Raw genomic sequence first — 14,515 nt, forward strand, 5'->3', positions numbered from 1 at the left:
TACCAACCATAAATAGAAGGTAAGGTTGTGCACGCTGGCAATCTGGCCGGCAAGGTATTCGGTGCTGTGTACCAGGTGGCGCAAATAAGCCTTGGTGTAGAACGTGCTCACATAGCCGCCCAGTTCCGCATCTATCGGGCTAAAGTCGTCGGCCCATTTTTTGTTCCGGATATTGATAACCCCCTGCGTTGTAAACAGCATGCCGTTACGGGCATTACGGGTCGGCAACACGCAGTCAAACATATCCACGCCCAGCGCAATGTTCTCTAAAATGTTTGCCGGTGTGCCCACGCCCATCAGGTAACGCGGCTTGTCAGCAGGCAATATGTCGCATACCACTTCGGTCATCTCATACATCATCTCCGCAGGCTCCCCCACCGATAAACCACCAATGGCATTTCCTTCGCGGCCAAAACCGGCTATAGTTTCCGCAGACTTTACACGCAGGTCTTTGTAAGTACTGCCCTGAACTATAGGAAACAGCGTCTGATCATAACCATACTTCGGCTCGGTACTGTCGAAACGGTCCACGCAGCGTTGCAGCCAACGGTGCGTACGCTCCATCGAGTTTTTGGCGTAAGTATAATCGCAAGGGTAGGGGGTGCACTCGTCAAAAGCCATTATAATATCGGCTCCGATAATACGCTGCGTATCCATTACATTCTCAGGCGTAAAATCAAGCGAGGACCCATCGATATGCGAACGAAACTTAACGCCTTCTTCCTTGATCTTACGTGTGCCGGCCAGAGAGAAAACCTGGTAACCGCCGCTGTCTGTTAAGATTGGTCGGTCCCAGCCATTGAATTTATGCAAGCCACCTGCCTGCTCCAGCACGTTCAGTCCTGGGCGCAAATACAAATGGTAGGTATTGCCCAGTATGATCTCAGCTTTAACATCTTCTTTTAGTTCGCGCTGGTGTACGGCCTTAACGGTACCCGCTGTGCCAACGGGCATAAAAATAGGCGTTTCGATGGCGCCATGGGCAGTTTGCACTACTCCTGCGCGTGCCTTGGATTGTTTATCTGTTGCTACTAACGAAAATTGCATATCGTGCTTTGAATGCGCCCGGGATTAATGAGCGCCTGCCGGTTATAGTTATTCACCAACAGCTAATTATGTTTTACAGAAATAAGCGGCAAAGATACGAACAAGAGCAGTACAAACCTTAAAGATTTATTAATTACAAACAGCATTCGGAAAACCCCGCAGAATAGCTATTTTTGAGATATAATTGTAGAATGGCTTATAGTTGTGAACTTGCACGGTTAACATTAGCAGGTCAATTTTACTTATTGTTCATATAACAATCCGATAATCTGATATAAACTTTTACTTTGGCCTCACTTATACTCTTAGGGCTGCTCGGTATTTGCGTGCTGGTGCAGTTATTTTTTGCCCTTGTTTACTTTTTCCCGCTTAGCCGCCATAAAGACCCCGAGGTTACTCAGCGTGTGCCGATATCGGTTATAGTTGCGGCCCACAACGAGCAGGATAACCTGTTTGAACTGCTGCCCATGCTACTTGACCAGGAGTATCCGGAGTTTGAAGTGCTGGTTATTAACGACCGCTCAGACGACGATACCGAATTTTACCTGTTCGAGCTGGAAAAACAATTCCCGAATTTTAAAGTTGTAACTGTAAAAAAGACCCCGGAATATCTTAATTCTAAAAAATATGCGTTAGCCTTAGGCATACGGGCAGCTAAATATGAGCACATGCTATTTACCGATGCCGACTGCCGGCCTTATAGTACTAGTTGGATAGAAAAGATGCAAAGCGGGTACGTAACAGGGGCTGATGTGGTACTTGGCTATTCTCCATATGCACAATTAAAAGGATTTTTAAATCATCTTATCCGATATGAAACATTACTGACAGCTATTCAGTATTTGTCTCAGGCAAACAAAGGACATGCTTATATGGGGGTAGGTAGAAACTTATCTTATACTAAAGCGTGTTTCTTTAGGAACAAAGGGTTTGCCTCTCATATCAAAACAACCGGCGGCGATGATGACCTTTTTGTTAGAGATGCCGTCAATAATAGCAAAGTAAATATTGTTATAGACAAAGAGGCTCAGACCTGGAGTATTCCCAAAAAGACGTTTCGGGAATGGATTACTCAGAAAAGAAGACACTTGGCTGCAGGAAAGCAGTATAAAGCAAATGATAAAAGAAAAATTGGCGCATTCGTAATCTCTAACATCTTTTTTTACGTATTAGCTATCATTCTTCTTGTCGTAAATAGTCATTTAGCTATATTAGCCGCCATAGTCGGTTTGCGGTACATAGTTATGTTTACCGCGTATGCATCCGTAGCTCGCAGACTAAACGACAAGCTCTCCTTGTTTTTATTGCCGGTACTCGATATCGTGTACTTTTTTAATTACCTGTTCCTTGGTATATCTGTACTACTGTATAAACGAATCAGATGGAAGTAAATAAACAATTCTCAGCGAAAGCAAAACACGATTTCAAGCTGATACAAGCAGCCGTTGAAGACAACGACGAGAAAGCGTATGCTGAGCTGATGAGTATCTATAAAAAGCCTGTGTACCACGTGGTACTGAAGATGGTGCGCAACGCCGACGATGCAGAAGACTTAACGATAGAAGCTTTTGCAAAGGCCTTCAGAAACCTGCACAAGTTTAACCCGGAGTATGCTTTCAGTACCTGGCTGTTCCGTATCGCAACAAACAACTGCATCGACTTTATCCGAAAGAACCGCATCAAGACCATGAGTATCGACTCGGCCATTAAAATTGATAACGGCGACGAGATAACCATCGACTTCAAGGACAAGAACCTGAACCCGCAGGAAGAAGCGATCAAAAATCAGAAAATTGAGATAATGCAGTATGTGGTAGCAAAGCTGCCCGAAAAATACCAGCGACTGGTAACACTGCGTTACTTTAACGAACTGAGCTACGAAGAAATAGCAACCGAACTAAACGCGCCGCTTGGAACTGTAAAAGCCCAACTGCACCGCGCCCGCGAATTGCTATATGACATGGTGAAGAACAAAAAGCACCTTATTTAATGGTTGAAGGTTGAATTGTTTGATTGTTGATCTTTAAACAATGCAGCCATTTAACCATTAAAAAATATTGATTACGTTAAAAGCCCCTGTTGCCTGAGTGCGGCAGGGGTTTTTGTTTTTAGTGCCGATAACGTACTTATTTTATACTTTTGCAGTACTTCGGAGCGAAGGTTTCGGAGACAGGTATATTACATGATCAGTAGTAAACTATAGCAATGCCCCGTACTATAACAGATGTCTTACTTTCGCGCTTTGGTAAACTATACCTGCAGCTGCGTTTGCGTAACAAGGCGCAGGTTGAGCGGGAACTAACTATAAAATACGAAGGCCAGTACCGCAATGCCGGGCTTATGCTGCTATTTGATATATTTATGGCGCTGGCTGTAGTTGCTATAGTTGCCCTGTTAGCTATAGTTGTTTACTACACCACCATATAACTTTTTAATTTTCTAACTTTCTAACTATAGATATGACTGCCATCCGCACCTTGCTTTCAGGTTATTTTCCGGAACTCACCGAAGACCAGTTACAGAAGTATGAGCGCATGGGCGAACTATACCAGGAGTGGAACCAGAAGATAAACGTGATCTCCCGTAAGGATATGGACATGATCGGCGAGCATCATATCCTGCATTCGCTGGGCATAGCTAAAGTAGTTCAGTTTCCGGAACACACCTCGGTGCTGGATGTGGGTACAGGTGGCGGTTTACCTGGTTTGCCGCTAGCTGTTATGTTTCCTGAGGTGAAATTTCATTTGGTAGACTCGATAGGCAAGAAGATACATGTGGTGCAGGAAATTGCCCGTGAACTGCATTTGCAGAACGTAACTGCTGACCATATACGGGCCGAGCAGGTTCGTGAGAAATTTGACTTTGTAGTTAGTCGTGCCGTTACGCGTCTGGCTAACTTCTGGCCCTGGGTGATGAACAGTTTCAAAAAAACCGGCTCCCCTATTGAAGGGCTTTATTATCTGAAAGGTGGTGACCTGGAAGAAGAAATTGCTGAATCCGGCCTGATAACGAAGCAATACAACCTCAGAGATTACTTTACTGAAGAATTTTTCGAGACGAAGAAGGTTGTTTATGTGCCGTTGAAGTAAATTCTTTGAATCAGGGTTATAGACCTAACGGCGTGCACAGTTCCTGCTAGCTTACAGTTACATGTCATAGGTAATGAATGAAAATCATTGAAAGTATAAAGGGATTATTTGGCTTTAAGGCATGGAAGCAGGCGGATGAAGAGATAGGAGAAAGCTTTATTAAAAGGATGAAGGAACGTGGTCTTTTTGAGTATTCAGACGATGGTTTTCGAATTAAAAAGAATTCTGTTATTGAAGTTCTTTAGGCTGACGTTAATGAAATAAGAGCCTATAAAGTGGACCTCTTGACAGTTGATGAAATACGAGTTGATATTTTAACGGGTACATCAACTATAACAATTGCGGAAGAGACTCCTGGCTACTACGTCTTCAAAGAAAAGCTGAAAGCAGTCTTTCCAAATTCAGACATGAATTGGGAGGAGAAGGTTGTAAAGCCCGCATTTGCGGAGAACTTGACAGTAATCTATAAAAAGTAAGAACTACAGCATGTAACAAAAGTAGCTGTTGCACAACTCTTTCATAGTTTTCCTTTTAATCATTTCCCTACCCGTACAACTCTTCATTTCACTGAAAGTAACTTAAAAACTGGCGGCTGATCTGGCCGTGGCAGGGCCATCACAGCTATTTGGCTTCTCTTTTTTATGAAGCGCAGCAGTTTCTGCAGGTTATAGGCCGCAGCAGCCACTAGCATCCCTCGCAAGTTTCGAACTCCCGTTCTCACTTGTCCTCAAGGGGACAGTTCTGCTACTGCTATAGTTAAGAGGATCATTCTATAGCGATAGTTTGTGAGCGGACAGGTCGCGACCTGTCCCTACGGAACTATGACCAAGATAAATCTCGAAGCTTACCGGTTTAAACAATAGACAGGTGGTTGCTATGCGAAAGATCGCAGTCTTTGGGTTGAGCGCCTTTGATTTGTTGCGGTGGCGTAGCCAACCCGAGGTACGAGGGTAGCAAGAAATCAGCAGCGCGATGCCCGAAGACGGGGCCTCCCGGCCGTGAGTGCACCAAAGCAAACTATAAAACGATAGGTAAGTAAAGCTCCCAGGATTAATAGAGATTTGAAAGGATAGCTTGGTTCAAGCAAGTATAGAATCCAACTATAAGACAATTAAGATTTCTCACTCAGGCTCGAAATAACAAATCAATCTGATCCAAATCCGAACTTACAAACAATACCTTCCTTCCTCTAATAAAAACCTCACAGCCCGTGCCTCGGAGTAATAAATATCTTTCATGAAATCCTCAGCAAAACCGACATGGCCACCGCTATCGGGCATTTCGAAAAAGAAATACGGGTTGGCTTTGGCTTCTTGCACAGGGTAGCATCCTTTGTTCAGAAACGGGTCGTTTTTGGCGTTTACGAGTAAGGTAGGTTGTTGTATGTTTTTCAGAAACTGCTTGGAGCTGACACGTTCGTAATAATCGTCGGCATTTTTAAAGCCATGCAGCGGAGCAGTGTACCGGTTATCAAATTCCGGGAAAGACCAGAAAATGCTATAGTCAGTCAGGTCCACATCGTCTGGATATAGCTGGCGTTTTTGTTCCAGTTTTTCGCCCAGGGTTTTCAGGAATCTTTGTGTATAGACTCTGGAAATTGTCTGGGCAGAGCCTTTTAGATCTACCGGAACAGAAAACACGACAGCGCGTTTAACCTCAGCCGGAACCTGGTCAGGATCTTCGCCCAGGTACTTTAACGTGATGTTGCCCCCTGCACTAAAACCAATCAGGTGTACAGTGTTATAGTTACCTGAATTAAGGGCATGTTCGATCACAAAATGCAGGTCATCGGAAGCACCGAGATGGTAGGAGCGGAGCAGTTTGTTTGGCTCGCCACTACAACTGCGGTAGTTCCAGGCAAGCGCATCTAAGCCGCGCTCGTTAAAAGCACGCACCATGCCCAGAATATAGGGCCTGCTGCTGTCTCCTTCCAGGCCATGCGATAGAATAACCAGGCTGTCAGAGCCAACCTGCGACCAGTCCACATCAATAAAGTCGAGGTCTGGAGTTGAAAGTCGCTCACGAGTGTATGTTATGCCTTCCACCTGCCGGAACAAGCCCGGGATTATAGTTTGCAGGTGCCCGTTAAAAAGGTAGAAGGGTGCTTTGTAGGTAGAAGATAAGATAGGCATAGCGGTAAGATTAAGGTACTACACTTTAGTATAGTATACGAGTGCAAACAGATTGGTATGCTAGCATCACATCGCAAATTTAAATCTTTTTATAGTTTGATATAGCCAGGCACGTTTTTCAATTGTATGCTTTAACAGAACAGTTAAGAATGCCGCTTAGTTTATGGAAAGACAAAAGCTGATCAAAGAAAATTGAAAGACGATAAGGCCAAAAATATAACTGCTTAACTATAGTTGTAAAACTTTACAGTGGAATAAAATCCGGGGTATCCCTAATAAACTATAGCCGGTAACAGAGGGTGCTAATCTGAGTTGTAAAGTGACTGGGAAAGAATAAGTACAAATACGGCTTTCATTTAAGCGTTCTTTAAAATTCTCATCTATTCTATATCAATATCCGTTGTATTACGTACAATACCTCGTAATCAAAATTTATTACTATGAAAATTGTATCGAAATTTAGAACTATAGGATTTGCATTAGCTATTGGTTTATTCACATTTGCCTGTAACCAAGAAACTCAGAGCGAGACAAATGCTGAAGTAGATGAAGCACAGACAGAGCTTAGCGAAGAAAACGCTGAAGCTAATGCTGAGCTGAACGAAGTCGGAGCAGAAGCAAACCAGGAGTATGACGAATTCTCAGGTTGGGTTAAAACCAATACTGAAAAAGCTGAAACGGTAACTGCAGATGAGTATCGTGAGATGCGTGCAGAGTATAACCGCAAAGAAGCTGAATTTGAAGCAGAGTCGTCTACCTGGGATGAAGAAACCCGCCGTGAATGGGAAGAGACCAAAGCTGATTGGAACGAGTTTGAAAACAAAGTTCAGAAGCGTTTAGGTAAGATAGATGACATTGACGTAGATGTTGACGTAAACCGCGATAACAACTAATAAGCATTAACTAGAACTATAAAAGCCGCTGCAGCCTATGGTTGCAGCGGCTTTTGTTTTTAAGTCTGTTCAGCACATTATTTATTTATATTGCAGAATATTAGCTGTGATTATATTGCAGGATTAACTATAGATACATTACCTTTGCAAAGATTTAACGAAAGCAACTCCAGAAAATATTTTTATCAGGAGCTATCTTTGGAAATTACCGGCAAAGCTTTTACCTTTGCAAACTCATTACAAGATACGGAACAAAATATTTAACAGTATAAAATAACATGGCTAACCATAAGTCGGCATTAAAGAGAATCAGAGCGAATAACGCTAAACGTCTTCGTAACAGATATCAGGCGAAAACTACTCGTACTTTTATCAAGAAATTGAAAAACACGACTGATCATGCCGAAGCGCAGGAGCTGTATAAATCAGTTTCTTCAATGATTGACCGTCTGGCTAAGAAAAACATCATCCACAAAAACAAAGCAGCTCACAACAAGTCAAAACTGGCTAGATTTGTGAATACACTGGCAGCTTAATTTTTGTCGGAACTATAGTTTTAGAAGCCTTGTGCACACGCGCAAGGCTTTTTGTGTTTGTAATAAACTATAGCTTTATAGTTGGCCAGTATAACAATAGTTTCAGTATGTTGCCCGATGTGAAACTATAGTTTATAGCCAGGTTATAGTTTTGTAACTACACGTTAGCTAACACCACCAATGTAGCCAAAGCAAAAATAATGTACATAAAAAAAGCGCCGGTAGGTATAACCCTGCCGGCGCTTCTGTTTTATAGTTTCACGAACCAGTTACGCTATACTTAGCTTGATCATGTTGGTTCGCTTCTGCTCGTTTATCGGCATACTGGCAGTATTAATGAATACATCGCCTTTGTCTATATGGCCGCCATCTAAGAGCGTTTCCTTGATGTCAGCTATCGTGGCATCAGTAGACTCGAACTTATCGTAGTAGAAGCCCCTTACACCCCAAACAAGATTTAAGGTATTAAGCAGTCTGTGGTTCTCAGTAAAGATAAAGATATCCGATTTTGGTCTGTGCTTAGCCAACTGGAAAGCAGTGTAACCAGACTTGGTCATACCTATAATAGCACGTGCATTTGTGTCGCGGGCCAGGTTGCAGGCATTGGCTACCAGGCTATCGTTGCAAAAGTGCGGCGAGTGCGGGTTAAGCACATAAGTCTTGTTAAAGATATCAGCATGCGTTTCTACAGTGCGTATCGTTAAGTTCATGCTTCGGATAGTTTCCACAGGGTAAGCACCTACGGCAGTCTCAGCGCTCAGCATCAGGCAGTCGGCACCGTCTATCACAGCATTGGCAATATCGTTGGTCTCTGCACGTGTAGGGCGCGGATTCACGATCATGCTTTCCATCATCTGGGTTGCAATAATAACAGGCTTGGCAGCGCGGTTGCTTTTCTCTACTACCATCTTCTGGATCATAGGCACCTGCTCCATGCCAACTTCCACACCAAGGTCGCCACGGGCTACCATAATGGCATCAGTCGCCTCAATTATTTCATCAATGTTCTTAATGGCTTCCGGTTTTTCTATTTTGGCAATAACGCGGGTGTCTTTGCCACGCTCTTCAATAATGCTTTTTATCTCGCGTATATCCTTTACAGAGCGAACAAACGAAAGGGCTACCCATTCAACATCATTGTCAAGGCCGAAGTGCAGGTCGCGCAGGTCTTTTTCGGTAAGTGATGGAGCCGATACGCTGGTGTCAGGCAGGTTGATACCTTTACGCGGTTTTACAACACCGCCATAAATAACTTCGCAGCGTACTTCCATATTGTGGTCGGTATGCAGCACTTTAAGCTCCAGTTTGCCATCATCCAATAAAATAGCATCGCCTACTTTCACATCTTTTGCAAGCTGCGTATAGTTTGTGGCTAGATGATCTATTGTGCTTACAGATCCGTCGCAACGAAGAAGTATCTCCTGTCCCTGCTTGATCTCAACGCCACCGTTCTCTACTTCACCTATCCGGATCTTTGGCCCCTGTAGGTCTTGCACCAAACAAACTGTTGTGTTAAACTGGCGGTTGATCTCCCGTACATGGTTGATAACTTCGAGGTGCTCTGAATGCTCTCCGTGCGAAAAATTCAGCCTGAAAGCATCTACACCTTCTTGCACCAGCGCCAGTAAGCGCTCAAACGTGTTGGAGGCAGGACCAACGGTTGCAAGTACCTTAGTTTTGTTAAACGTAATATTCATATTTAAAAAATCAGATTCTCTTTAAACTTAAGTGATAATGGGTCAAACTGTTTAACATACTCTACTAACGGTATATGTAACAGTGTGTTTAATAGGCTTTGCGTGTATCGTTTTGGGAGCGACCCCGCAATTTGCAACACATAATCATACTCCTTCAGATCTGGCAGGAGATATGGCTTGCGAAGCGTGTTTGTGCCTAAGCCTTTATTGCGCAACAACCGGATAACACTATGATCGGTAATAAATTCATAGTTAGAGATCAACAATTGTTCGCGGCCCGGCAAAGTAAAACATAAATCTTTTTGCCTGGTCAGATGCAACTCAAAAAGTTTGTTCAGCCACCAGGCCATGGTATAGTCTTTCCCCGACGAAACTAACCCATAGAGGTCAAAATCGTATTCGTAATCATTGTCGAGGTGAAAAGTTTTCATGTAAATACTTTGGCGCCTCAATTTAAGAACGAACTTTGTAAATCGGCAGTCAGACGTCAAATCTTTTGTAATAACACGAATAGAGTAATTTTTTTTGACATTGTCTGTCTATTTATATTTCTTTGCACAGTGTTTTAATAAACTATAAGAAAAATGTCAGAAATCGCAGAAAAAGTAAAAGCTATCATTATTGATAAGCTTGGCGTGGAAGAGTCAGAGGTTACTCCTGAGGCTAGCTTCACAAACGACCTTGGCGCAGATTCATTGGATACAGTAGAGCTTATCATGGAATTCGAAAAAGAGTTCAATGTATCTATTCCAGATGATCAGGCTGAAAACATTGCTACTGTAGGTCAGGCTGTAAGCTACCTGGAAGAGCACGCTAAATAATACCTTCTGTTTTTATTATAAGAATTTTTCTACTATCTATCCTCTGGTAACAGCTTATGGAGCTTAAGAGAGTTGTAGTTACTGGGCTAGGCGCACTCACGCCACTTGGTAATACTGTCGCAGAATACTGGGATGGCCTTACTAACGGCGTGAGTGGAGCTGCGCCTATCACACGCTTCGACGCGAGTAAGTTTAAAACACAGTTCGCCTGTGAAATAAAGGGATACGATCCTGAGAAATACTTTGATCGTAAGGAAGCCCGCAAAATGGACTTGTTTACGCAGTTTGCGCTTGTAGTAGCCGATGAGGCGGTACAAGACGCAAACCTAACAGAAGGCAACTATGATCCTGACAGAGTTGGTGTGATCTGGGGTTCCGGAATTGGCGGTCTGCGCACGTTCCAGGAAGAGTGCGTTAACTTCGCCAACGGCGATGGGACACCGCGCTTTAACCCGTTCTTCATACCAAAAATGATCGCTGACATCAGCGCAGGACAAATTTCTATAAAGTACGGCTTCCGTGGGCCAAACTTTGTTACTGTTTCAGCCTGTGCTTCTGCTACCAACGCCATTCTCGATGCTTTCAACTATATCCGTTTGGGTATTGCTGATGTTATTGTGTCAGGTGGTTCGGAAGCAGCGGTTACAGAAGCTGGAATTGGTGGTTTCAATGCCCTGAAAGCCCTTTCAGAGCGCAACGATTCCCCTGAAACTGCATCCCGCCCGTTTGATAAAGACCGTGACGGATTTGTGTTAGGCGAAGGCGCTGGCGCACTTATACTGGAAGAGTATGAGCACGCAAAAGCCCGCGGAGCTAAGATCTATGCGGAAATATTAGGTGGCGGTATGTCTGCGGATGCTTACCACATTACTGCACCACATCCGGAAGGGCTAGGCGCACTAAACGTAATGAAGAATGCATTACGCGATGCACACATCAAACCTGAAGAGGTAGACTATATCAACGTTCATGGTACTTCTACACCACTTGGCGACGTTAGCGAAGCTAAAGCAATAGAGACTGTGTTCGGGGAGCATGCCTACAAGCTGAACATCAGCTCTACCAAATCCATGACGGGCCACTTATTAGGTGCTGCCGGAGCTATAGAGGCTATTGCTTCTATCCTGGCCATCAAATATGATGTAGTTCCGCCAACCATCAACCACTTTACCGATGACGAGAGCTTTAATCCGAAGTTGAACTTTACGTTTAATAAGGCTCAGAAGCGCGACGTAAAAGTAGCGTTGAGCAATACGTTTGGATTTGGTGGTCACAACACATCTGTAATTTTCAGAGAACTGAAAGATTAGTGTTTGGTCCTATTAAACCGGTTAGGCGCTTTTACCAGAGAGTTTTTACCAAAGACAGAGATCTGGTACGCGCTATTGCCGGTATCATTGGAAGTACACCCGATAATATCAGGCTGTATAAACTTGCCCTTACCCATACGTCGTTTGCACGGCAGGCTGCCAGCAGCAAGCACGATACAAACGAAAGACTGGAGTTTTTGGGAGATGCCGTATTAGGGGCTGTAGTTGCCGAAGTGCTTTTCAGAAAGTTTCCGTACGAAGACGAAGGTTTTCTGACGGAGATACGCTCGCGCATTGTAAACCGTGAGTCCCTTAACCACATTGCCTTAAAAATTGGGCTGAACCTGCTCGTAAAAGTAGAAGCCGGATCTAACAGGCATAAATCTGTGAACGGGAATGCCTTGGAAGCACTTGTGGGCGCCATTTACCTGGATAAAGGCTATAACATGACACGCCAGTTTATTTTAGGTAAGCTCATAAAGCCGCACGTAGACCTGCACCAACTTGTAAATACCACTGCGAACTTTAAAAGCAAACTGATCGAGTGGGCGCAAAGCCAGAACATGGAGATCCGTTTCGAGAACATCAAGAAAAAACAGCAGGGTAACTCTACAGAATTTACAACCGAAGTATACATCGGCGACAAACCTGTTGCCACCGGTGTAGGCCTGTCTAAAAAGAAAGCCGACCAGGCTGCCGCCGAGAAATCCCTGGAGCTGCTCAAGATCAATTAATTGCTGAATTGCTACATTGGTGCTATAGTTAAACTATAGCCTGGCTAACTATGCTTGTGTATCTAGTTTAGTTGTTTGCATTTCTTTCTTTTCCGTTCTGAGTATAGCTTTGAATACCTGTCTTCTTGAATGAGCTATATTTGCTTAGTTGCTAAACCTGTTTGGTACTCCGGCTGCCCGTCAATTTAACACCATAGCAATTCAACAATTACTATTAACTTGCCCCGTTTACTTGCGTTATATACCTCTATGAAAGAAACCCGACTCACGCTGGCAGGCGCAGCGCTCAACCAAACTCCACTGGACTGGGACAACAACCTGCAGAATATAAAAGATGCCATTACCGAGGCGATAACCCACAACGTTGATATTTTACTGCTGCCTGAGCTTTGCATTACAGGATATGGCTGCGAAGACCTTTTCCTGAGTCCGTGGCTCGGGGAAGAAGCTTTCCGGAAACTGTTGCTGGTAAAAGAATGGTGTGCTGATATTACAGTGTGTGTAGGTGTGCATGTGTGGATCGGGGCTCAGGTTTACAATACGGCTTGCGTTATCAAAAACAAAGAAATCATAGGTTTTACGGCCAAGCAGTTTCTGGCTAAAGATGGCATACACTATGAGCCGCGTTGGTTCACGGAGTGGCCTGCCAACCAGGTTGGTGAGTTTGAGATGCTGGGGCAGAAGTATAAAATTGGTGATCTTATTTACGAAGAACAAGGCGTGAAATATGCCTTTGAGATATGTGAAGATGCCTGGAGGCCAAACCGACCTGCCGAGCGCCACATGGCTAAAGGCGTGCAGCTTATACTTAACCCTAGTGCCAGCCACTTTGCCCTGAGCAAAACCGATCTTCGGTACAGGCTGGTGGTGGAGGCTTCAAAAAAATACCAGTGTACTTATGTGTATGCTAACCTGTTAGGCAACGAAGCCGGTAAAGTAATCTATGATGGCGAAGTATTGATAGCCCAGAACGGCCACCTGATAAAACGCAATGAGCTGCTTTGCTTTAAGAATGTGGACCTGGAAGTGTCAGAAGTAAGTTTTGGTGAGAACCCAACTATAGCCGAAACGATAACTTACCTGCCGCCTATAGATGAGAACAAGGAAGTGATGGCTGCCCTAAGCTTGGGCCTGTTTGATTATATGCGCAAAAGTCATAGCCGTGGGTTTGTGTTGTCGCTGAGCGGCGGTGCTGATTCATCGTTATGTGCCGTGGCTGTGGCCGAGATGGTTAGGAGAGGTATCGAAAGTTTGGGCGTGGTAACTTTTGTGGCTAAAACGCAGCTGTTCCCGCTTAAGGATGTAGCTTATTTCGATACGCTTTCTGAAGACCAAGTGGCTCGTGAGTTGGTTGGCCGGTTACTGACCTGTGCTTACCAGGGAACAGTCAATTCGTCGGATGATACTTACAATTCAGCAAAAGAGCTGGCTGCCAGCATAGGTGCCGTTTTTTATAGCTGGACGATAGATGAGCAGGTAAAAGGCTATACTTCTATCATAGAAAGTGCTTTGAACCGGCCGCTTACTTGGGCTGAAGATGATGTGACGTTACAGAACATACAGGCCCGTGTTCGTGCCCCGTCTATCTGGATGCTGGCCAATATTAAGGGAGCATTGTTGTTAGCTACCTCTAACCGAAGCGAGGCTGCTGTGGGCTATGCTACTATGGATGGTGACACAGCAGGCAGTATCTCCCCGATCGCGGGTATTGATAAGTCGTTTATCAGGCAGTTGCTGGTGTGGTGCCAGACAGAACTTGGTTACGAGGGCTTGCAATATGTAAATAACCTGCAGCCATCGGCAGAGCTGCGTCCGGCTAAAGAAGCACAGACCGACGAAAAGGATCTGATGCCTTATGATATTCTGAACCAGATTGAGCGACTGGCTTTTTACGACCGTTTTGCTCCGGATGAAGTGTATGATAAGTTGCTGGAAGCTGGTGTGGCCGATGGAGAAACTATAAAAGGATGGCTGACCAAATTCTATAGTTTATGGAGCCGCAACCAATGGAAGCGCGAACGTTATGCGCCTGCTTTCCACCTCGATGATTATAGTTTAGACCCACGCAGCTGGCTCCGTTTTCCGATACTAAGTGGTGGTTTCAGGGATGAGTTAAAACAGATTGGAGAAAAATAAGCTACTATAAAAGGCTCCTGTTTACAGGAGCCTTTTATAGTAGCTGTGGTCCAACCACCCCCAACCCCTCCTTATCTAAGGCGGGGAGTTTTTCGGCCTTTGCTATAGTTTACTTTATAG

General features: G+C 44.3%; 16 protein-coding genes. 12 read left to right on the plus strand and 4 right to left on the minus strand.

The features are described 5' to 3' along the window. The coding region (gene tgt / locus ABS362_RS04980; protein WP_350411226.1) for a tRNA guanosine(34) transglycosylase Tgt at positions 1–1,047 on the minus strand (1,047 nt) is incomplete at its 3' end. 287 nt (positions 1,048–1,334) lie between these two features. On the opposite strand from tgt, the gene ABS362_RS04985 reads away from it, so the two are divergent. From ABS362_RS04985 to ABS362_RS05010, 6 genes are all read left to right on the plus strand, one after another. Next, positions 1,335–2,438, plus strand: coding sequence for a glycosyltransferase (locus tag ABS362_RS04985; RefSeq protein ID WP_350411227.1), 1,104 nt, complete (start codon positions 1,335–1,337; stop codon positions 2,436–2,438). After that, positions 2,429–3,037: an RNA polymerase sigma factor gene (locus ABS362_RS04990; RefSeq protein ID WP_162347085.1), complete on the plus strand. Its 609-nt coding sequence runs from the start codon at positions 2,429–2,431 to the stop codon at positions 3,035–3,037. The genes ABS362_RS04985 and ABS362_RS04990 overlap by 10 nt, the downstream gene beginning before the upstream one ends. 215 nt (positions 3,038–3,252) lie before the next feature. Continuing rightward, a complete protein-coding gene (locus tag ABS362_RS04995) occupies positions 3,253–3,474 on the plus strand; it encodes a hypothetical protein (protein ID WP_350411228.1) in 222 nt (73 codons plus the stop codon). A 32-nt stretch (positions 3,475–3,506) separates the two neighbouring features. Continuing rightward, positions 3,507–4,136 (plus strand): 16S rRNA (guanine(527)-N(7))-methyltransferase RsmG, encoded by a 630-nt coding sequence (gene rsmG, locus ABS362_RS05000; RefSeq protein ID WP_350411229.1) that lies wholly within the window; start codon positions 3,507–3,509, stop codon positions 4,134–4,136. A 77-nt stretch (positions 4,137–4,213) separates the two neighbouring features. After that, positions 4,214–4,381, plus strand: a complete 168-nt coding sequence (locus ABS362_RS05005; protein ID WP_350411230.1) for a hypothetical protein — start codon at positions 4,214–4,216, stop codon at positions 4,379–4,381. Between the two features lie 39 nt (positions 4,382–4,420). Next, positions 4,421–4,612 carry a hypothetical protein gene (locus ABS362_RS05010; protein WP_350411231.1) on the plus strand — a complete coding sequence of 64 codons (192 nt, stop codon included), beginning with the start codon at positions 4,421–4,423 and terminating at the stop codon, positions 4,610–4,612. A 690-nt stretch (positions 4,613–5,302) separates the two neighbouring features. Here ABS362_RS05010 and ABS362_RS05015 read toward each other — a convergent pair. Further along, positions 5,303–6,268: a YheT family hydrolase gene (locus ABS362_RS05015; protein WP_350411232.1), complete on the minus strand. Its 966-nt coding sequence runs from the start codon at positions 6,266–6,268 to the stop codon at positions 5,303–5,305. 440 nt (positions 6,269–6,708) lie between these two features. Here ABS362_RS05015 and ABS362_RS05020 point away from each other — a divergent pair, with 440 nt between their 5' ends. Beyond that, entirely contained in the window at positions 6,709–7,161 is a 453-nt protein-coding gene (locus tag ABS362_RS05020; protein ID WP_350411233.1) for a hypothetical protein, read from the plus strand. Between the two features lie 278 nt (positions 7,162–7,439). After that, positions 7,440–7,697 (plus strand): 30S ribosomal protein S20, encoded by a 258-nt coding sequence (rpsT, locus tag ABS362_RS05025; protein WP_350411234.1) that lies wholly within the window; start codon positions 7,440–7,442, stop codon positions 7,695–7,697. A 269-nt stretch (positions 7,698–7,966) separates the two neighbouring features. Here the strand turns inward: rpsT and pyk are convergent, their stop codons facing one another. Continuing rightward, entirely contained in the window at positions 7,967–9,394 is a 1,428-nt protein-coding gene (pyk, locus tag ABS362_RS05030) for a pyruvate kinase (protein WP_350411235.1), read from the minus strand. Positions 9,395–9,396: 2 nt separating this feature from the next. Continuing rightward, a complete protein-coding gene (locus ABS362_RS05035; RefSeq protein WP_350411236.1) occupies positions 9,397–9,825 on the minus strand; it encodes an IPExxxVDY family protein in 429 nt (142 codons plus the stop codon). Positions 9,826–9,978: 153 nt separating this feature from the next. Between ABS362_RS05035 and ABS362_RS05040 the strand changes: the two genes are divergently transcribed. From ABS362_RS05040 to nadE, 4 genes are all read left to right on the plus strand, one after another. Further along, positions 9,979–10,215, plus strand: a complete 237-nt coding sequence (locus ABS362_RS05040) for an acyl carrier protein (protein WP_018477241.1) — start codon at positions 9,979–9,981, stop codon at positions 10,213–10,215. A gap of 56 nt (positions 10,216–10,271) precedes the next feature. Next, positions 10,272–11,525, plus strand: a complete 1,254-nt coding sequence (gene fabF, locus ABS362_RS05045; protein WP_350411237.1) for a beta-ketoacyl-ACP synthase II — start codon at positions 10,272–10,274, stop codon at positions 11,523–11,525. Continuing rightward, the gene (gene rnc / locus ABS362_RS05050) at positions 11,525–12,259 is read left to right on the plus strand and encodes a ribonuclease III (protein WP_350411238.1); all 735 of its coding nucleotides are present in this window, start codon (positions 11,525–11,527) and stop codon (positions 12,257–12,259) included. Before fabF ends, rnc begins: the two co-directional genes overlap by 1 nt. Before the next feature lie 249 nt (positions 12,260–12,508). Then, positions 12,509–14,395 carry an NAD(+) synthase gene (nadE, locus tag ABS362_RS05055; protein WP_350411239.1) on the plus strand — a complete coding sequence of 629 codons (1,887 nt, stop codon included), beginning with the start codon at positions 12,509–12,511 and terminating at the stop codon, positions 14,393–14,395. Positions 14,396–14,515 lie beyond the last annotated feature (120 nt).

The organism is Pontibacter populi (genome assembly GCF_040278685.1).
Taxonomy (GTDB): Bacteria; Bacteroidota; Bacteroidia; order Cytophagales; family Hymenobacteraceae; genus Pontibacter; species Pontibacter populi.